The sequence below is a fragment of the Kineothrix sp. MB12-C1 genome, assembly GCF_030863805.1.
In the GTDB taxonomy this organism is placed as follows: domain Bacteria; phylum Bacillota; class Clostridia; order Lachnospirales; family Lachnospiraceae; genus Kineothrix.
In genome coordinates this window covers 3,169,332-3,188,569 of sequence record NZ_CP132957.1, presented here as the reverse complement: position 1 = coordinate 3,188,569, position 19,238 = coordinate 3,169,332, and the positions used below count along the sequence as shown (strand labels likewise).

Below are 19,238 nucleotides of genomic sequence, written 5' to 3'. Positions count from 1 at the left end.
TCACCCTTATCTTTTCTAGTCATGGTACAGATATGATTTGCGAATAATCGGAAGCTTCTTCCATGCTTTCTTTAACGCCGGCATCACATAGTAATCGAGACCAATTGTTCTTCCTGCACCAATCAAAACAGCGATACCTGCAAATACCATCCAGAACGTTCCAAGATATAAACCTGTCGTACATACGAACATAAACTGTAATATTAACGACACAGCCGCTGCAGGAGTTGTAAAGAGACCGCCCATCAATGCGAGTCCAATAAGAATCTCTGCCACTACAATAAATATCTGCATCGCAAGCTGTATTCCATCGGAAGGAAGGATAAAAGTATCCACGAACCAATTCATAAGCGGTACATCCAACTTAAAAGCTAAATCAGAAAGCTTGGAAGCGGCGAGATCTGTTCCACTTACAAAAATAGTTCTGAAAAGTCCTAAAATATTAAAGTTAAAGATTACTGTGCCGGAAGAAACTGCTGCTGTAGCTGCTCCTGTGGCTGCGCTTACCGCATCTGCTGCTGCCACTGCTGCTCCTGTTGCCGCACTTACTACGTCTGCCGCTGCCGTTGCCGCGCCTGTCGCCGCACTTACTACATCTGCCGCAGCCGTTGCTGCTCCTGTGGCTGCGCTCACTGTATCTGCTGCTGCAGCTGCCGCTCCTGTCGCTGCGCTCACCGCATCCCCGGCTGCACCCGGATTGATAATACTTTGATACCAAGCATTCGCTCCACCGAAGAATCCCTGAAGCTTGGGCTCATTGAGCCAACCTTCCATAATCTTCATAATACCTTCGAATAACCATACCGCACCGAGCCAGAAACGAAGAGGAACCAGTAAAAAGCTAGGTGTTCTGTTAGAAAAATGTCCTCCCACAAAGCTTCTGCAGTCGCGGATTGTAAAAAATTCATGCTTAATATAACTGAATACTTTATTCCATCCAAGTACTTGTATAAAATAAATAACGTTGATAAAGTGCTTCGCAAACATCGCCAAGAAAGAAGGAAGGCTGAAGAAATGTCCGGGAAGGCCTACGTGCGCCGTACCGTAACGTCCGCCTACGCATACCATTACTCCGTGGAATGACGGCTTATATTCTTCCATTTCACCTTTTCCTGTCAATGCATTCACAATATTATGAGCCGCTGTATGAGAACTCTGCTCCGCATTCTCCACCATCTGGGGAACAGGCATTTCTTCTCCTTCCGGAACATAATACATATTATCACCAACTACATATACGGATTCATCCTTTGTGGAACGAAGATATTTATCTACAGGAATACGACCGCCTCTTTGCTTCTCAAGTGCATCCGCCGCCGCTGCCGTGATTTCGCAACTCTGGATTCCTGCACCCCAGATTACCGTTCCTACACTTCTTGTTTCGCTTTTTCCTTTGCAGGTGAGTTCAATTGTCGTTTCGCTGACACGGGTCACGTTCGCTTCCATGCAAAGCTCTACGCCCATTTTATTTAATCGTTTAGCAACTTTAGCTGATAACTTCTCAGGAAGATTAGGAATCGGTCTGCTTAAACCGTCCACGTTCACTAAGGTTACTTCGCTTCTGTCGATTTCAAATTTTTCACAAAGAATAGGAACATATTCCGCGAGCTCGCCAACCATTTCCACACCGGTAAAACCTGCACCAATCACATAGAAAGTGAGCAGCCTTTTACGTTCTTTGGCATCTCTTTCCTGAGCTGCCTTGCGGAATGTATTTAAAATATGGTCTTTTAGCTTAATCGCATCTTCATAAGACCAAAGCTTGAATGTTAATTCTTCTGCTCCGGGAACACCATAAAAAGTTGGTCTTGAACCGGCTGCAATTACAAGATAGTCATATTCATAGGAAGCCCCTTCACCTTTTACAATCTTGGCTTCAAAATCTACTTCCTTCACGGTATCCAACTTCACGTTGACTTTTCTGCCCGCGAATACTTTCTTTAAGCTGATCTTAATGCTATCTTCATCCACCCTGCCTGCCGCAACTTCATGAAGTTCCGTAAGCATCGTGTGAAAGGGATTCCTGTCGATAATTGTAATCTCTACATCTCCCTGTTTTTTAACTTTCTTAGCAATCTTTTTTGCTGTGAGGATACCGGCATAGCCCGCTCCTATAATCACTACTTTTTTCATCGCTTCTTCTCCTTGGGTTTCCCGTAAATCATCGTCCGGTATGCCTTTTTATTCATTATCCATGTGAGTTTACTGTCAAATTTTTAACAATTAAATTATTTGCAAAACATCTTACTTCACTGTATAATTAGCATAGCAATGCACCTCACGGAATTGCAATACATCGTACAGAATTGGTATCTTAATTCTTAGTATTACCCTTCATAGAATTGCACTACACCGCATAAAAAAGGCATTACTTATATATATTAATAGATGAGGACCTGATTCACAAGTAGGTACTTTAAAGTCCCTTAGTGTCATTTAGTATACCGTTATTTAACTAAAGATTATACGTCTTTATCTTTTGAATTTTTATTTTTTATTATACCGCATATTTCAACATTATATTTCGACATCTGAAAAGTAGAAAGGCATGAATAAATCGATGGAAACAAATGAAAAAAAACACGAAAACTGTTATATGAGGGAAACTTGCCTGAAAGACGATTTATGTCCTATGGTCTTAGCTTATAATCTGCTTTCGGGAAAGCGCAAGGTCATGATTTTATGGTTTCTAAGTAATAAAGTGCTCCGTTTTAATGAGATTTTAAAACGTATGCCCGATGTTACACAGAAAATGCTCACGAAACAGCTTAGAAGTCTGGAAGCCGATCATCTGATTACCAGACACGTATATCCTACAGTCCCACCCAAAGTGGAATACGAAATTACAGAAATTGGAAAAAAAATCATTCCGCTCTTGGAATTAATGCATCAGTTCGGCGCTTCCTATATAGAAACATTCCGCGATGAACTAAACGAACGAAAAAAAGCGGAGGATAATCCGGATATCTGCAATCACTAACGGCAATATATACCTTGTCCGCAAGCGGACACAGTATGTTTTTTGCACACTCGCTTTGCTCGGCGCAGTATAATATTATTAAAATATTATACCTTGTCCGCAAGCGGCCGAGGTATGTTTTTGCACACTCGCTTTGCTCGGCGCAGTATAATATTATTAAAATAATATACCTTGTCCGCAAGCGGCCGAGGTATGTTTTTATCCGTCCTTATACTCTGACAAGATGATCTCCGGCTTATCCGCATTCATTTCCTGTATTCTCTCCCGGTTCGTCACGCATTCAAGCAAGGCATCGATGGCCGCCATTCCCCTTAAGTGCGAATAATTCTTGTAGAAATCAAAGGTCTCCTTCTTCCCATTGGCAATCAGCGAACAGTCTGCCAGTTGAGCGATAGGAGACTGCCTGTAATCGGTAATGGCTATTACCTTAAGCCCTTTTTCCTTTGCCATTTCCACACTTTGTATCACCTGTCTGGATCTCCCCGATTGGGAAACGGCTATAATAATATCATTTTTCTCCGCAAGGTTAACCTGATTCAAGAAATACTCCGGCGCAACTCCATGGCTGCATCTCACACCCAGCCGTCCCAGGCGAAAGCCCATGTAAAGAGCAAGGGGAACTGTATTTCCCACCGCTACGATATGCGCATATCCACAATTACTTATAAAATCTACGCCTTTTTGCATCTCGGCCTCATCGATATTTTCTCCAATAGCTAACATGGTAGAACTATAATCCCGGAAAATTCGCCTCAGCACATTCCCTTCCTTTTCCAACTGCACATCATTTCTATTATTTTCTCTACCGACATCCTTGGCAAGAAGCAGGCGAAACTGGTAATATCCCTTATATCCCAAGTGAGAACACATCCTTACGACTGTAGCATCGCTGACTCCGCTCACCTTCGCCAGCTCAGAAACAGTTGTATTGACTGTTTCCTGCGGATTTTCCAGAATATAATCCGCCACCTTTCTTTCCGCAGAAAAAATCTTATCATAATTTTCTCTTACCACTTCTAATACCGGTCTGTCTAACATTCTTATTTCCCCCTTTAATGCCTGAAACAACGGATAATGTTCTTCCTATATGAAATACCTTCTACTTTACTTCCTTATCTTGACTTCCTTATCTTGCCAAAAGCATACCTTCGTTTTATCGTTCTGTCAATATAACGTGAAATTTTATTTCATACGCTTTGTACGACCTTTATTCCTTTGAATCAAGTTCTTTCTTCTACCTCTTATTTTTCATTATTGAAAGGATGCTTTCTTTCTTGTTTTTTCCCTTATTTAATACTACAATAAATAAAAGAATGATGCGAAAGGAGATTTTTTATGGCTGTAAATAAGTATATTGGACATCCTCTTCAATTATCGGGCGTGGAGGAGTATAGACTTCTTGGAGGAAAAGGAGATGGAATGCGTTTTCTCCGGGTGAGGAACGGAAAGGGAATCGATATGACCATATCGGTAGACCGGTGCTTTGATATCGCAGATCTTTATTTCGATGGCGTTCGTATGAACTATATCTCTCCCACCGGACATGTAAGTCCACAGTATTATCAGGAAGGCCGGGATGGCTTCGGATTCCTGAAATCTTTTAGTTGCGGGATGCTTACGACCTGTGGATTGCAGAATATCGCTATCCCCAATGAAGACCAAGGCAAATTTCATGGCCTCCATGGTACTATAAGCAATACTCCTGCAGAGCATGTCTATTATATAACTTCTGATGATGCCATTTCGCTCCACGCTACAATACGCGATCATATTATATTCGGTGCAAAACTCACTCTTAACCGTACGATTACCGTGGGATTGACCGATAATATTATTTCCATTGAGGACACCGTACAAAACGAAGGCTCTTGTGACGAGGCCGTTATGCTTCTTTATCATTTAAATGTGGGATATCCGCTTCTGGATGAGAATTCCAAATTAGAATCCAATTCCGCCGAAGTAATCCCCCGCGATGCCAGAGCCGCTGAAGACCTCGAAACATGGAATCAGATACTGCCGCCTACCCCAAACTTCGTAGAACAATGTTATTATCATAAGTTCAATGATACTTCTGCAAGGGTATGCCTTACCAACGAATCTATCGGAAAGGGCCTGGAACTTTCCTTTGACACTAATGTCTTCCCGGAATTTACCGAATGGAAAATGATGGGTGAATATGATTATGTCCTCGGAATCGAACCGTGCACCAATACATTGGAAGGCAGAAACAGCATCCGGGAAAAAGGAATGCTCCAATACCTCGTACCGGGAGAATCCAAAACCTACGGAGCACAACTCCGTTTATTCCGGACAAAATAAATGGGAAAGCAGGCTCTATTTATGAAACAGTCGTACAAAAAAGATAAAATGGAAAGCAATGTTGTGCGCGTTGCCAAATATATATTGGAACAAGGGATTACTTCTAAAAACGACATTGCCTCAGCTCTTAATCTCAGTATGCCCACCGCCCTCCAATGCGTAAAAGACTTAATGACTCAAGGTATCATACATGAAGTTGGCGAATATGAATCCACCGGCGGACGCAAAGCAAAGGCGCTGTCTGTTATCGAAACATTACAATATTCCGTAGGTCTTGAAATAACATCGAATCATATTTCTTTTGTCATGATCGATATGAAAGCGAATATTATCGCTTCCTTGCGGCTGCGTCTTACCTTCCATCATACGGAACACTATTATTCTTCTTTATCGAAAAAACTACTGCAATTTATTCAGGATTCCCATATTCCTGAAAATAAAGTTCTCGGCGTGGGCATTTCCATCCCAGGTATCGTTATCAGCTCCGAAAATCGTCTGGTTATCTCCCATGTGCTATCTTTAAAGGATATCGACCTGAATTCCCTCGCTAAGCACATTCCTTTTCCCGTGCGTTTTGAAAACGATGCGGTATGTGCTGCCATGGCAGAATTAAAATATTTACACCACAACGCGCTGTATCTGTCTTTAAGCAACTCCGTGGGCGGTGCTATCTTCTTAAATAACGAGCTTTATTACGGCAATCATTTTCGAAGCGGAGAATTCGGCCATATGATAATCGAACCGGAAGGTAAACAATGCTACTGCGGCAAATGCGGCTGCTCCGATGCCTATTGCTCTGCCCGAATCCTTGCGGATTACACAAAGGGTAACTTGGCGTCCTTTTTTAAAAAACTTTCAGAAGAAGATGCCGGAGCACTCTCTCTATGGAAAAATTATACGAAATATCTCACTATTATTATTTCCAATCTTCATCTCACTTTCGACTGTGATATTATCCTGGGAGGCTATGTAGGCAGTTATATCGAGCCATATATACCCCGACTATGGGATGATATGCAAGAACACCTTCTGTTCGAACAAGACGGCTGTTTTCTCCATGCATGCCGCTTCCAACAAAATGCAGCCGGCGTCGGCATTGCTATGTACTTTATCAATCAGTTTTTCTCCAAATTATAATAATTATCGCTTATATTTTTCATATACATAACCATGCCTTTCTCATAACCTGCAAACTTTGGGCTTCAGGCACAAATTTGCGTGTGAGAAATTTATTTCTCACACTATGCTCTTGACAAAACCTCTTTCTTGTTTGATAATTAAATTACTTTAGTAAAGTATTTTAATTAAGTATTTTCTCCCAAGAAAGAGGTGTTTTATGTTACAACAAGTAATGACAAACCCAGGCATCATCGAATTTCAGGAAGTTCCTGTTCCGGTGCCCGGAGATAATGATGTTCTCATTAAAATTATGAAAATCGGAATCTGCGGATCCGACATCCACGTTTATCACGGCAAGCACCCGTTTACCTCCTATCCGGTCACACAAGGACATGAAGTATCCGGAGAAGTGGCTGCTTTAGGTGCCAATGTAACTTCTTTTCAGGTCGGACAGAAAGTAACCATCCAGCCCCAGGTTGTATGCGGAAAATGCTATCCTTGTACTCATGGAAAGTATAATCTGTGCGAAGAATTAAAGGTTATGGGCTTCCAGACTACAGGTACTGCTTCCCATTATTTTGCTGTAGACGCTTCTAAGGTCACTCTTCTTCCTGAAGATATGTCCTTCGATGAAGGTGCTATGATCGAGCCCCTTGCCGTTGCCGTTCATGCAGTAAAGCAGGCAGGAGACGTGAAAGATCTCAATATTGTTGTCTTAGGGGCAGGTCCTATCGGCAACCTGGTCGCTCAGACGGCCAAAGGCTTCGGTGCCAAGAGTGTTATGATTACAGATATTAGTGAATATCGTCTGAATAAGGCGGCAGAATGCGGCGTTGACCACTGTATCAATACGAAGGACACTAACTTAGGAGAAGCTATCTTGAATGCCTTCGGACCGGATAAAGCGGATATCATTTACGATTGTGCAGGCAACAACGTCACAATGGGTCAGGCGATTCAGTACGCCCGCAAAGGAAGCACTATTATTCTCGTCGCTGTTTTTGCCGGAATGGCAACGATCGACCTCGCCGTTGCTAACGATCACGAACTCGATATTAAAAGTACAATGATGTACCGCAATGAAGATTATATAGATGCCATCCGATTGACTAACGAGAAAAAGGTTAATCTTCCTGCCCTCATTTCCAAGCATTTTGCATTTCAGGAATTTAATGACGCCTATCGTTACATAGACGCCAATCAGGAAACTACTATGAAAGTTATCATTAACGTGCAGGAATAATTTTTCCAGATAAGAATACCATATAAAAACCCCGAATCAATTCATTCATATGATTCGGGGCATTCTTACTTTAATGACTTCAAATATTCTCCATATCCTTCCTGTTCCATGCTTTCTTTCGGTATGAATCTTAAAGAAGCGCTGTTAATACAGTATCTAAGCCCTCCAAGCTCCGTCGGTCCATCTTCGAATACATGTCCAAGATGCGCATCTCCCGTTTTACTTCTTACCTCAGTTCTTATCCTTCCAAAACTCGTATCCATAACATCCTTAATAAGGCTCGCATCAATCGGTCTTGAGAAGCTGGGCCATCCGCAGCCCGACTCAAACTTATCATCCGATAAGAAAAGAGGTTCACCAGTCGTAATATCCACATAAATCCCTTCTCTGAATTCATCGAAATATTCATTATGAAAAGGCTGTTCCGTCGCACTATTTTGTGTCACTTCAAATTGAAGCTCTGTGAGGCTCTCTCTCAGTTCTTGTCCGGACTTCTTCGTATATTTCTTGCTTGTATCCACAGCTTTCTTTGCTTTTTCAAACTTATCCACCCCGATATGACAATAACCCTGAGGATTCTTATCTAAGTATTTCTGATGATAATCTTCCGCCCTGTAATAATTTTCAAGGCGCTTTACTTCAATTGCAATCTTTTGCTCATATTTTAATTGAAGTTTATCTATGGATTCACGAATAATAGCTTCATCCTCATCTTGCACAAAATAGATTCCCGTTCTATATTGAGAACCTATATCATTTCCCTGTTTATTAATGCTTACCGGATTAATGACATCATAATATAACTCTAACAGAAAAGGAAGTCCGATTACCGTGTTTTCATATACCACCTTTACCGCTTCCGCATGCCCGGTATTATAATGACATACCTCCTCATACGTCGGATTCTCCGTATTTCCATTGGCATATCCCACCTCTGTTTCCAGAATTCCATTCACACCCTGTAAATATTTCTCCGTCCCCCAGAAACAGCCTCCTGCCAGATAAATTTCTTTTCTCATAAAAGAACTCCTTTCATATCTATAAATTTATTAGGTAATTGCGAAACAGATAGGTTGTGAAAATTTCATACACAATAAATACAGATTGTGAAGAAAGATGGTATGAAAGTTTTCCATGCTCTGGTTATGCCAAACACTACGCTGAGCCAGAGAAAGAATCCTTTTCAGCAAGGGCTTCAAGGATTCTTATGTCTCCGCTCCGTGGCCTAAAATCGCTTGAAAAATCTTTCATACCATTCTTTCAGATTTAAGTTATGCTAGTTGTGTATGAAATTATAACAGTTGATGAATTTCGCAATCATCTACTGTAAATTTATTCCTACGCTATCGAATAATCTGATCCTTCCTACCATTTTAACCACTGCGAGACAAAAATATTTCTTCCATTGTGCTCTTAATTTAATAATTTGTCAATTTATTGTAGAAATATAGCAAAGCATGTGATATACTTTTTTGAAAAATATAGAGGGAGGTCTCTTCGTGGAAAGCAAAAAAATTATTCAGGTGGAAGATAAGGTACCGGTAAGTCTATTGATACCGTTGTCATTGCAACATATGTTCGCAATGTTCGGAGCATCCGTATTAGTACCCATTATCTTCCAAATCAATCCATCCGTCGTACTGTTAATGAACGGTATTGGCACATTATTATTCTTTCTTATTACCAAAGGCAAAGCACCCGCATACCTCGGTTCCAGCTTTGCTTTTCTTGCGCCGGCAGGCCTTGTTATGTCGAAATGGGGCTATCAGGAAGCACTGGGAGGCTTCATTGTAGTCGGTCTGGCGCTCTGTGCCATATCCTTTGTCGTTTATAAATTCGGCATTAAATGGATAGACATCGTTCTTCCATCTGCTGCTATGGGACCTGTTGTTGCACTTATTGGTCTGGAACTCGCCGGAACTGCCGCTTCTACCGCAGGAATCCTTCCCGGAGCAGACGGAGCTGTCGATCCAAGAAACTTTCTTATTTTTGCCGTTACTTTGGGATTTGCAGTGTTCGGTAACGTACTCTTTAGAAAATTTTTTGCTGTTATTCCTATTCTAATCGCAATTATTGCAGGGTATGTCACCGCCATTATTACCGGAGCAGTATCATCGTCCACTGTCTTAGAAGCATTGGGTACAAGCATCCTTGTTATGCCGAATTTCCAGCTTCCCCGCTTTCATCTCGAATCCATTATTATGATTCTCCCGGTTATTCTCGTAGTAACTTCCGAGCATATCGGTCATCAGATCGTAACGAGTAAGATTGTTGAAAGAGACTTGTTGAAGGACCCCGGACTTCACCGTTCTTTATTTGCAGACGGTTTCTCAACCGTTATTTCAGGATTTGTAGGAGCCGTTCCTACCACTACTTACGGCGAGAACATCGGTGTTATGGCTATGACCAAAGTATATTCCATACAGGTAATTGCAGGCGCTGCCATTCTTTCCATTATCGCTTCCTTCGTCGGACCGATTGCCGCATTGATTCAGACCATCCCCGGTCCTGTTATCGGCGGTATCTCCTTCTTGTTATACGGTATGATCGGTACCTCCGGCATTCGCATCATCGTTGACGGCAAAGTGGATTACAGCGGAAGCCGTAACTTAACGCTTACCTCAGTGGTATTCGTTGTCGGACTTTCCGGAGTTGCGCTCAGTATCTTCAACGTGACTCTTTCCGGTATGGTTCTGGCTGCTATCGTTGGTATGATTCTCTCCCTTTTATTCTACATCTTCGATAAGTTTGGCTGGACAAACGATAAGAATTAAATATTTAATGTAACAAGGTCTTTCCTATAGAATAAAAAAGCCGTCTCACAAGATGAATTCATCTTATGAGGCGGCTTTTTCAATCCTTATTCTTTTCCGTCCCAGCAATAGGTACACAATTTACATCTATCGATTCCCACTGACTCTATCATATCATCCAATCTATGATACCGCAGGGAAGTGAAATTAAGCTCTTTACTGATACGTCCTATCATTTCTTTATACTCTTCTGTTTCCGGATCAGCATAGGCACTAAGATGCGTAAATTTTCCTTCTCTTTCTAATTCCTTAATAACCCGCCTTGTAATCAAATCCATTTCCGAGGTAGAACGTGAGAAATTCAAATATTTACATCCGTATAAAAGAGGCGGACATGCCGGACGGATATGCACTTCCTTAGCGCCGCTTTGATAGAGAAATTCCGTTGTCTCTCTAAGCTGAGTACCGCGAACAATGGAATCATCGATAAGAAGAAGGCTCTTGTCCTGAATCAAATCATGTACCGGGATGAGCTTCATCTTAGCAATTAAATTGCGCTGACTCTGAATCGTCGGCGTGAAAGAACGCGGCCATGTGGGCGTATATTTAATAAAAGGTCTGGAAAAAGGCAGTCCCGACGCATTGGAGTAACCAATGGCATGAGCCGTCCCGGAATCCGGTACCCCCGCTACAATATCCGGATTGGCATCATCACGCTTTGCTAAGAGCGCACCGCAGTTATAGCGCATCCCTTCCACACTGATTCCTTCATAGGAAGAGGAGGGATAACCGTAATATACCCATAAAAAAGTACATATTTTCATATCAGTACCCGGCTCCGACAGGGTATGCATTCCCTCGGGTGTAACAATAACGATTTCACCGGGTCCTAATTCTCTTTCCTCCATATATCCGAGGTTCAGATAGGCGAAACTTTCAAAAGAGATACAGTAAGCATCTTCCTTCTTCCCGATAGAAACCGGCGTTCTTCCCAGACGGTCTCTCGCCGCATAGATTCCCTTCGGTGTCATAATCAGTATGGTCATAGAGCCATCGATGATTTCCTGCGCATATTTTATTCCCTCTACCAGATTATCCTTCTCATTGATAATCGCAGCGACTAATTCTGTCGCATTGATATCTCCACCACTCATCTCCAGGAAATGGGAATGTCCGTTTGAAAAAAGATGATTTACAATACTGTCCAGATTATTGATTTTCCCGACTGTCTCAATCGCATAGGTTCCATGGTGAGAACGCACGATTAACGGTTGAGGCTCATAATCAGAGATACAGCCGATGCCGATACAGCCGCTCATCTCATTGACATCTTTATCGAATTTCGTACGAAATGGTGCATTTTCGATGTTGTGGATTGAACGATCAAATCCTTTTTTGCCATATACCGCCATACCGGCGCGTCTTGTTCCCAAATGTGAATGATAATCCGTTCCAAAAAATAAATCGAACATGCAATCATTTTTCGACGCTACTCCAAAAAATCCACCCATAAACTCTCTCCCTATCATTTTTAAATATATTTCCGTATGAAAAGCGTATCTTTAAAACTTTCCAGCTTTAAAAATACGCCTTGCGGTATAATATTATACATTAATCTGAGCTGTGATACCGAGCAGCTCTTTATTCTCCTCTATAATGGGACCGATTACATCTTTTAAGAAGGCTTCTGTCTGCTCTGCGGAACGTCCTACATACTTGGACGGGTCCATCGTCTTTTGCAAGTCCTCAATCGTCATATTGAATGCCGGATCGGCCGCAATTAGTTCGAGCAGATTGTTGTCCTTACCCTCTTCTTTCACGTTTCTCCCCGCTTCCATGGAAAGTGTGCGGATTCTTTCATGCAATTCCTGTCTGTCTCCGCCTGCCTTCACGGCATCCATCATAATATTTTCCGTTGCCATAAAGGGAAGCTCGCTCATTAACCTTTTCTCAATTACCTTCGGATATACGACTAGTCCATCTACCACGTTCAGGCACAGATCCAGAATTCCGTCTATCGCAAGGAAGCCTTCCGGTATGGAAAGTCTCTTATTCGCGGAATCGTCCAGCGTCCGTTCGAACCATTGCGTCGCAGAAGTGATAGCCGGATTAAGCGCATCAATCATTACGTATCTGGCAAGAGAAGCGATTCTCTCACTCCTCATCGGATTCCTTTTATAAGCCATGGCTGAAGAGCCAATCTGTCCCTTTTCAAAAGGCTCTTCTATTTCTTTCAAGTTCTGTAACAGACGGATGTCATTGGACATCTTATGAGCACTTGCTGCAATACCTGAAAGCACGTTCAATACTCTCGTATCCACTTTTCTGGAATAAGTCTGTCCCGATACGGGATAACATTCTTCAAAGCCCATTTTCTTCGCAATCATCGGGTCTATCCGATCGATCGTCTCTTGATTGCCGTCGAATAGTTCAAGAAAGGAAGCCTGTGTCCCTGTAGTTCCCTTGGAACCAAGCAACTTCATATGCGAAATCACGTGCTCCAAGTCCTCTAAGTCCAGGCAGAATTCCTGCAACCAAAGGCTTGCTCTTTTCCCTACAGTAGTCGGCTGTGCCGGCTGAAAATGAGTGAATGCGAGGGTAGGCAGGGATTTATATTGATCTGCGAAGTCCGCAAGCTCTTTCATCACGTTTATCAGTTTCTTTTTTACCAGCTTAAGTGCCTGTGTCATAACGATAATATCCGTATTATCTCCCACATAACAAGAGGTCGCTCCCAGGTGGATAATGCCTTTTGCTTTGGGGCACTGTATACCATAGGCATAGACGTGGCTCATAACATCATGGCGCACTTCTTTTTCCCTCTCTCTAGCTACTTCATAATTGATATCCTCTGCGTGAGCTTTCAGCTCATCGATTTGTTCCTGAGAGATATTAAGCCCCAGCTCTTTTTCCGTCTCAGCAAGTGCTATCCACAGCTTTCTCCATGTCCTGAACTTCATGTCGGGAGAGAAAATGTACTGCATCTCCTTACTCGCATAGCGCTCCGAAAGAGGGCTTTGATACCTGTCTGTACTCATACCGTTTCTCCTTTTTCCCTGCACTTTCTCAAGTGCTTTCCATTCTTTTTGTCTTATAATCCCAAACGTTTGAATACTTCGTTATAGGCTTCCTCTACATTGCCCATATCTCTGCGGAAACGGTCTTTATCCAACTTCTCATTGGTGCGAACATCCCAAAGCCTGCATGTATCCGGAGATGTTTCATCTGCAAGAATAATCTGGTCGTGAAAACGTCCGAATTCTATCTTAAAGTCGATTAATTTAATGCCTGCCTGTAAGAAATATGCTTTCAGCACCTCATTCACTTTGAATGCGTACTTTTCTATAATCGCGATTTCTTCCCATGTAGCCAGCTCCATCGCCACAGCGAAGTGGCTGTTAATTAAGGGATCTCCCAAATCATCATTTTTATAGCTGAATTCAATGGTAGGCTCTTTGAACGGAGTGCCTTCGGGAACACCAAGTCTCTTAGAGAAGCTTCCTGCCGCTACATTACGGATAATCACCTCTAAAGGTACGATTTCCACCTTTTTCACCGCTGTTTCTCTATCGCTTAATTCCTCCACAAGATGTGTCGGAACGCCTTCTTGTTCCAGAATCTTGAACACATGATTCGTCATTTTGTTATTGATAACGCCTTTTCCTACAATCGTACCCTTCTTCTCGCCGTTAAAAGCGGTCGCATCGTCTTTATAATCTACGATTACGATATCCGGGTCATCGGTTGCATATACTTTCTTTGCCTTTCCTTCATAAAGCTGTTCCAGTTTTTTCATCTTTTCCTCCGTTCTGCCCTTAGGCATAAAGAATTAACTCTGTAGTTATACCTTGTCCGCAAGCGGCCATGGTATATTTTTTGCACACTCGCTTTGCTCGGCGCAGTATAATATTGTTAACATATTATATCACAATACAAAATCACACCATGAAGTATATACTACCTGATTTTATAAATCAATACTGCCCTTCCCTCGAACCTTAATTTTTTCCATTGTGCTGAAAAAAGAAGGTTTATGAAGTGAATTTTCCGATAAATTCCCTAACACGTTCGTTCGGAGTACCAAAGAGTTCTTCCGGTGTCCCCTCCTGCTGTATCACTCCTTGCTCCATGAAGATAATCCGGTCGGACAGTTCCTTGGCAAATTGCATCTCATGAGTAACGATAATCATCGTCATATGCTCCTTCGCCAACTGCTTAATTACCTTAAGCACCTCTCCGGTAAGCTCCGGATCAAGCGCGGAGGTTGGCTCATCGAAAAACAGGATTTTCGGTTGCAGAGCAAGTGCACGTGCAATCGAAACACGCTGTTGCTGCCCGCCGGAAAGCTGATATGGATAAGCATCTCTCTTTTCTTCCAGTCCCAATTGTCTGAGCAGCTTCACCGCACGTTCTTCCGCTTCCTTTTTAGATATCTTGTCTACACTCATGGGTGCATCCGTAATATTTTTCATCACGTTATAATGGGGAAATAGGTTGAAGTTCTGAAATACGAGTCCAAATTTCTTATGGATTTCCTTTAACTTCTGTTTCCCCGCATAAATACATCTTCCGCTCTCTTCCCATGCTGCACTTTCTCCCATATATTTCAGTTCGCCGCCATCCATCTTCTCAAGCATGGTAGCACATCGGAGTAAGGTGGATTTCCCTGAACCCGAGGGCCCAATGATGGAGACCACCTCCCCTTCTTTCACGGACAGAGATATATCCTTCAGCACCTCCATACCGTCGAAGCCTTTTTTCATATGATTAATTTCCAGCAGATTCATCTTTCACCTCACTCCTTATCTGTAATAATTCATCTTTTTCTCCAAATACTCCATAAAACCAGCTACGGCAAAGTTAAATATGTAATAGAAAACACCCGCCACCATCAACGGCATAATACTCGTTTCCTTCGCCGCAATCTGCTTCGCAATCGTGAACATCTCCGTTTCTGCAAGAACAAATGCAAGAGACGTATCCTTAACGAGAGTTATCGTTTCATTCGTAACCGGAGGCAGTATCCGTTTCATCACCTGCGGAAGTATGATTTTGAAAAATGTCTGGGTTCGCGTATAACCCAGTACCTTCGCCGCCTCGTATTGCCCTACCGGCATCGATTCAATGCCGGAACGATAAATTTCTGCGAAATAAGCCGCATAATTTAATACGAAGGCGATGATCACCGCCATAAACCGATATCCGGAACTTATCTTGATTCCAAAAACATAAAAAGGAGCGAAATATACAACAATTAATTGTAACATTAAGGGAGTACCGCGCATAATTGATATGTAAAATTTACTGATAATTCTTAACGGCTTATATTTCGTCATCCGGCCAAAGGAAAGTATCAGACCGAGCGGCAGCGAGAATAACAGCGTCAGAAAAAAGATTTCTACAGTAATTCCCATCCCTTTCAAAAGTTGTGATAATATCGTTGCTAAACTCATACCGTGCCTCCTACATTTCCTATATTAGATAATATCTATAAAAACTGAAAACCGCTGCCCATTCGATTGTTTTGCAGCGGTATTTCAGTTCTTAGTTATAAGTTTTTAATTCATTACTTTCCGATACATACACTTTCGCTCAATCCGAAATCGGAATATTTCTCAGCAATCTGCATAAAAGTTCCGTCATCTGCCATTTCAAGCAAAGTCTTTTCCACTTGGTCTTTCAATTCGTCATTTCCTAACTTAAATCCGATGCCATACTGCTCTGACGCCAAGCGCTCATCGAGAAGTACAAAACCTTCCCCTCTCGATTGTATCTGATAATTAGCAACTCCGATATCGATAGCAAGAGCATCGATAGCATTCTGCTCCAAATCCATAAATGCCACATTATAGTCCCCATACTGCTGCAAGTTGGCAAATGTATCGGCTAAATCAGAGGCATCTCCCATCAAAGCCGCAAGAGCGGAGGAGTCTTTCTGTACGCCCACTGCTTTCCCTGCAAGATCTGCAAAGGAGCTAATGCCGGAATCTGTAGCAACTACGAATACCTGACTATTATCCACATAAGGTACGCTCCATGTATATGCGTCCTCTCTGCCTTGTATTGTAAAGCCGTTCCAAATGCAGTCGATGGAACCGGAGGATAATTCCATATCCTTGGAATCCCAATCGATCGGCTGCGCCACGAAAGTCCAACCGTTACGTTCGCATACTTCCTTCGCCAAATCCAAATCAAAACCTATGTATTCTCCCTTTTCATCCATATAACCGTAGGGAGGAAATTCTGCATCAAATCCCACTGTAAATGTTTTCTCTTCACTGCTGCCACATGCTGTAAGCACACCTGCCGCCATCACCGCTACACATAATAACGCTATCAACTTTTTCATGTTGCTCTCTCCTCTTTTCTTTTTATAAAGAATGTGCGTGTCTTTCCGTTGCTTTACCATAGTCACGCTTCATCTCGCTAAATCATTAGCACGCTGTCATCGTAACACGCCGTGCTTTCACTGTCAAGAGCAAACCATGTATAGTGTTACTATTCGGTTACTGTTCACAGCCACTATACCGCGAAGTCAAAATCGCGATGCCAAATGCTTTATCTTGGCATTTTATACGATTTTACGAGTGCTTCAGGCGCAAAAATGCAGTTGAACTGCATTTTGTGTGCATTCTGTTGCTGGGTACAGCGAAGCTGTGAATAGTAACACTATTCGGCCTACGGCCTCCTGGCAACAATTCATGCGCAGACCTGCCAAGTAGCTACTCTTGCTGCATTTCCGTCTCATATCTACTTACCATATCTGTGATTTCCTTGGCATACTGCGGATAGCTATCTACCATATCTTTAATCGCATTTCTTGCCCCTGTAATAATTACTTCCCTATTATAATCAATACGGCGTCGTAAGGACTGTCTGCGGATAATGAGATTATGTCTGATTTCCACCATCTCTTTATTATCCAGAATCGCTGCCGTCTGATGCAGCCAGACGAGAGGATCCTTGATCTGATAACATTTTAAAATACTAAGCAGCTCCTGTTGGCACTCATCCAATTCGAGTTCTGCCCTCCGGTAGCTTCTTCTCTCTTCTTTTTCCACCTTATATTTTTCCCAGAGACCACTCATCTCCTTCGCGCTGGATACTTGATATTTCAAATAAAGATAATCCAATAGATTGGTATTATTCACATAACGGATCTTTACTCTATTTTGGAGAAGAATAATCCGATTAATACCAGCTTCCACCCCTTTCAACTCCCTGCGCGCTTCTGTATGGCGTAAATAGAGCAACGTAATCACGAGGGCCGCAAGTCCTGCCGTCACCAGGAATCCTAACTGGGTATTCATCCTCATACCATATTGAAGGATGAGCAGTGTAATAAAACATACAACAAAAGCAACTCCGCAAATAATAACCATCCCCTTGGAATCGGCAATCACCGCCTTTAATTCTTCCTTGCGGTACTGATATGCATGCTTTTCACCTTCTAATCGAGACAAATCCTGACGAATACGGTTCTGATCCGCCTCCGCAGCATTCAGCTTACGGCAAGCATCTTCCGCTTCTTCCTCCATCCGTTCCATCTGATGGAACTTTTCATCGCTCATCCGATTTTTCTTCTGCAAATAAGAACCTCTTTGGCTCTCCAACTTATCTATTTTCTCCGCACTCGCTTTAAGCTCCTGCATCTCTTCTTCCGGAAGCGCTTCAATTTCCTCCATATCCTTCAGATAGGAGGTTACCGTGCTGTATTCCAGATTCAGACGTTCGAGCTCTTGAGCTGCTTCCGATATTTGCCCCAAAAATCCCTTGATATACTCTTCTCTCTGTTCACTATCATGAACTTGAAGAGATTTTCTATCGTACTCGATTTCCATCCAGTTCTCATCTTCATAATCGATCGGAAAAACTTCCCTTTTTGCTTTCCATTCTGCAAACTTCTGAAATAATCTGTTATTTTTAATCAGTCCCATGATTCTCCTTCGTTATTCCAAAGCGTAACTGTTCGATCCCCTCTCAGTTACTCCAAAACATCTTCTCTGTACCGCTCCTTCAGCGTACCGACGATGCTCTCTATCTGTGTGCAATAGGATACCATATCCTTTTCTTCCTTATATACCCTTAACCCGGCCAACACCCTACTCTCATCCGTATCGTCAAACTGACGGTTTATTTCTTCAAACTGCTTTTCCACCTTTAACGATATTTCATAGTCTTGTGTGCTCCTCGCAATAAAATCCACATATTCCGTTTCGCTCATTCTCATACGGCTTGACGCAAGATATCCGATATAAGATTCCTCAGTCCCATCACAGTCAAAAGCCAGTTTAAAGCTTTCTGCCGCCTCTGCAAACCGAAAAATGCGAGCATACGCAGTTCCTTTGTTATGGTATATCTTTGCTCTTAATACCGTTTCCGATTCCGGGAGCTCCTCCAAGAGCGCATCATAACTTCTAAGAGACAATACATATTTCCCATTCTCTGCAAAATAATCCGCTCTTACCTTCTTTTTCTCATATATGCTAAGGTTCGTACCGTTTTGCAGGCCTAACTTAACCTGCTCTGCCTCTTCCCTTCCGGCATAGCCGACATAGTCTAAAATAGCTCCTACGAAATCGCTAATCCGGCATTCCTCTTTTAACAGTGTTCTAAGCTCTTCCGCGAGTTCCTTTAACTCACATTCCTGTTCCAGCCAATCCGCCAGTCTGCTATCCATGATTTCTCTATCTACCAAATAAACATTCTGCATCAGGCAGTAACACAATTCCTCTGCAGAATATACATTATGATATGACTTTTCCACAAAGTACGGCGTTTTGGCATATTTTCCGACGCACAATAATACTTTCCCCAATGTATC

16 protein-coding genes are annotated in these 19,238 nt (G+C 42.3%); 5 read left to right on the top strand and 11 right to left on the bottom strand.

The features are described 5' to 3' along the window. Positions 1–15 precede the first annotated feature (15 nt). Positions 16–2,133, bottom strand: a complete 2,118-nt coding sequence (locus RBB56_RS14535; protein ID WP_306719683.1) for an NAD(P)/FAD-dependent oxidoreductase — start codon at positions 2,131–2,133, stop codon at positions 16–18. 427 nt (positions 2,134–2,560) lie between these two features. Here RBB56_RS14535 and RBB56_RS14530 point away from each other — a divergent pair, with 427 nt between their 5' ends. Beyond that, complete coding sequence (locus RBB56_RS14530; RefSeq protein WP_306719682.1) at positions 2,561–2,980, top strand: winged helix-turn-helix transcriptional regulator; 420 nt, start codon at positions 2,561–2,563, stop codon at positions 2,978–2,980. Between the two features lie 198 nt (positions 2,981–3,178). On the opposite strand, the gene RBB56_RS14525 is transcribed toward RBB56_RS14530, so the two are convergent. Continuing rightward, positions 3,179–4,018, bottom strand: coding sequence for a MurR/RpiR family transcriptional regulator (locus RBB56_RS14525; RefSeq protein ID WP_306719681.1), 840 nt, complete (start codon positions 4,016–4,018; stop codon positions 3,179–3,181). Positions 4,019–4,315: 297 nt separating this feature from the next. Between RBB56_RS14525 and RBB56_RS14520 the strand changes: the two genes are divergently transcribed. The 3 genes from RBB56_RS14520 to RBB56_RS14510 all read left to right on the top strand — a co-directional run bounded on the left by RBB56_RS14520 (position 4,316) and on the right by RBB56_RS14510 (position 7,661). Then, positions 4,316–5,299 carry an aldose 1-epimerase family protein gene (locus RBB56_RS14520; RefSeq protein WP_306719680.1) on the top strand — a complete coding sequence of 328 codons (984 nt, stop codon included), beginning with the start codon at positions 4,316–4,318 and terminating at the stop codon, positions 5,297–5,299. A 21-nt stretch (positions 5,300–5,320) separates the two neighbouring features. Beyond that, on the top strand, positions 5,321–6,436 hold the full coding sequence (locus RBB56_RS14515; protein ID WP_306719679.1) for an ROK family protein: 1,116 nt from the start codon (positions 5,321–5,323) through the stop codon (positions 6,434–6,436). Positions 6,437–6,635: 199 nt separating this feature from the next. Continuing rightward, positions 6,636–7,661, top strand: coding sequence for a zinc-dependent alcohol dehydrogenase (locus RBB56_RS14510; protein WP_306719678.1), 1,026 nt, complete (start codon positions 6,636–6,638; stop codon positions 7,659–7,661). Between the two features lie 65 nt (positions 7,662–7,726). On the opposite strand, the gene msrB is transcribed toward RBB56_RS14510, so the two are convergent. Then, complete coding sequence (gene msrB, locus RBB56_RS14505; protein WP_306719677.1) at positions 7,727–8,680, bottom strand: peptide-methionine (R)-S-oxide reductase MsrB; 954 nt, start codon at positions 8,678–8,680, stop codon at positions 7,727–7,729. Positions 8,681–9,160: 480 nt separating this feature from the next. On the opposite strand from msrB, the gene uraA reads away from it, so the two are divergent. Then, positions 9,161–10,435, top strand: a complete 1,275-nt coding sequence (gene uraA / locus RBB56_RS14500) for a uracil permease (RefSeq protein WP_306719676.1) — start codon at positions 9,161–9,163, stop codon at positions 10,433–10,435. 86 nt (positions 10,436–10,521) lie between these two features. On the opposite strand, the gene RBB56_RS14495 is transcribed toward uraA, so the two are convergent. The 8 genes from RBB56_RS14495 to RBB56_RS14460 form a co-directional block, all read right to left on the bottom strand. Continuing rightward, entirely contained in the window at positions 10,522–11,925 is a 1,404-nt protein-coding gene (locus RBB56_RS14495; protein ID WP_306719675.1) for an amidophosphoribosyltransferase, read from the bottom strand. Positions 11,926–12,018: 93 nt separating this feature from the next. Further along, positions 12,019–13,452, bottom strand: coding sequence for an adenylosuccinate lyase (gene purB, locus RBB56_RS14490; RefSeq protein ID WP_306719674.1), 1,434 nt, complete (start codon positions 13,450–13,452; stop codon positions 12,019–12,021). Positions 13,453–13,505: 53 nt separating this feature from the next. Continuing rightward, positions 13,506–14,210: a phosphoribosylaminoimidazolesuccinocarboxamide synthase gene (gene purC / locus RBB56_RS14485; RefSeq protein ID WP_306722170.1), complete on the bottom strand. Its 705-nt coding sequence runs from the start codon at positions 14,208–14,210 to the stop codon at positions 13,506–13,508. Positions 14,211–14,445: 235 nt separating this feature from the next. After that, on the bottom strand, positions 14,446–15,201 hold the full coding sequence (locus tag RBB56_RS14480; protein WP_306719673.1) for an amino acid ABC transporter ATP-binding protein: 756 nt from the start codon (positions 15,199–15,201) through the stop codon (positions 14,446–14,448). A 15-nt stretch (positions 15,202–15,216) separates the two neighbouring features. Beyond that, positions 15,217–15,867 (bottom strand): amino acid ABC transporter permease, encoded by a 651-nt coding sequence (locus tag RBB56_RS14475; RefSeq protein ID WP_306719672.1) that lies wholly within the window; start codon positions 15,865–15,867, stop codon positions 15,217–15,219. A gap of 113 nt (positions 15,868–15,980) precedes the next feature. After that, positions 15,981–16,763 carry an amino acid ABC transporter substrate-binding protein gene (locus RBB56_RS14470; protein ID WP_306719671.1) on the bottom strand — a complete coding sequence of 261 codons (783 nt, stop codon included), beginning with the start codon at positions 16,761–16,763 and terminating at the stop codon, positions 15,981–15,983. Between the two features lie 373 nt (positions 16,764–17,136). Next, positions 17,137–18,351 carry a hypothetical protein gene (locus RBB56_RS14465; RefSeq protein ID WP_306719670.1) on the bottom strand — a complete coding sequence of 405 codons (1,215 nt, stop codon included), beginning with the start codon at positions 18,349–18,351 and terminating at the stop codon, positions 17,137–17,139. Between the two features lie 47 nt (positions 18,352–18,398). Continuing rightward, complete coding sequence (locus RBB56_RS14460; RefSeq protein WP_306719669.1) at positions 18,399–19,232, bottom strand: hypothetical protein; 834 nt, start codon at positions 19,230–19,232, stop codon at positions 18,399–18,401. Positions 19,233–19,238: the final 6 nt, after the last annotated feature.

Excerpts from the sequence above, each read along its gene's own strand:
- RBB56_RS14535 (WP_306719683.1), bottom strand. The coding sequence starts at position 2,133 with ATGAAAAAAGTAGTGATTATAGGAGCGGGCTATGCCGGTATCCTCACA.
- RBB56_RS14530 (WP_306719682.1), top strand. The coding sequence starts at position 2,561 with ATGGAAACAAATGAAAAAAAACACGAAAACTGTTATATGAGGGAAACT.
- RBB56_RS14525 (WP_306719681.1), bottom strand. The coding sequence starts at position 4,018 with ATGTTAGACAGACCGGTATTAGAAGTGGTAAGAGAAAATTATGATAAG.
- RBB56_RS14520 (WP_306719680.1), top strand. The coding sequence starts at position 4,316 with ATGGCTGTAAATAAGTATATTGGACATCCTCTTCAATTATCGGGCGTG.
- RBB56_RS14515 (WP_306719679.1), top strand. The coding sequence starts at position 5,321 with ATGAAACAGTCGTACAAAAAAGATAAAATGGAAAGCAATGTTGTGCGC.
- RBB56_RS14510 (WP_306719678.1), top strand. The coding sequence starts at position 6,636 with ATGTTACAACAAGTAATGACAAACCCAGGCATCATCGAATTTCAGGAA.
- msrB (WP_306719677.1), bottom strand. The coding sequence starts at position 8,680 with ATGAGAAAAGAAATTTATCTGGCAGGAGGCTGTTTCTGGGGGACGGAG.
- RBB56_RS14495 (WP_306719675.1), bottom strand. The coding sequence starts at position 11,925 with ATGGGTGGATTTTTTGGAGTAGCGTCGAAAAATGATTGCATGTTCGAT.
- purB (WP_306719674.1), bottom strand. The coding sequence starts at position 13,452 with ATGAGTACAGACAGGTATCAAAGCCCTCTTTCGGAGCGCTATGCGAGT.
- purC (WP_306722170.1), bottom strand. The coding sequence starts at position 14,210 with ATGAAAAAACTGGAACAGCTTTATGAAGGAAAGGCAAAGAAAGTATAT.
- RBB56_RS14480 (WP_306719673.1), bottom strand. The coding sequence starts at position 15,201 with ATGAATCTGCTGGAAATTAATCATATGAAAAAAGGCTTCGACGGTATG.
- RBB56_RS14475 (WP_306719672.1), bottom strand. The coding sequence starts at position 15,867 with ATGAGTTTAGCAACGATATTATCACAACTTTTGAAAGGGATGGGAATT.
- RBB56_RS14470 (WP_306719671.1), bottom strand. The coding sequence starts at position 16,763 with ATGAAAAAGTTGATAGCGTTATTATGTGTAGCGGTGATGGCGGCAGGT.
- RBB56_RS14465 (WP_306719670.1), bottom strand. The coding sequence starts at position 18,351 with ATGGGACTGATTAAAAATAACAGATTATTTCAGAAGTTTGCAGAATGG.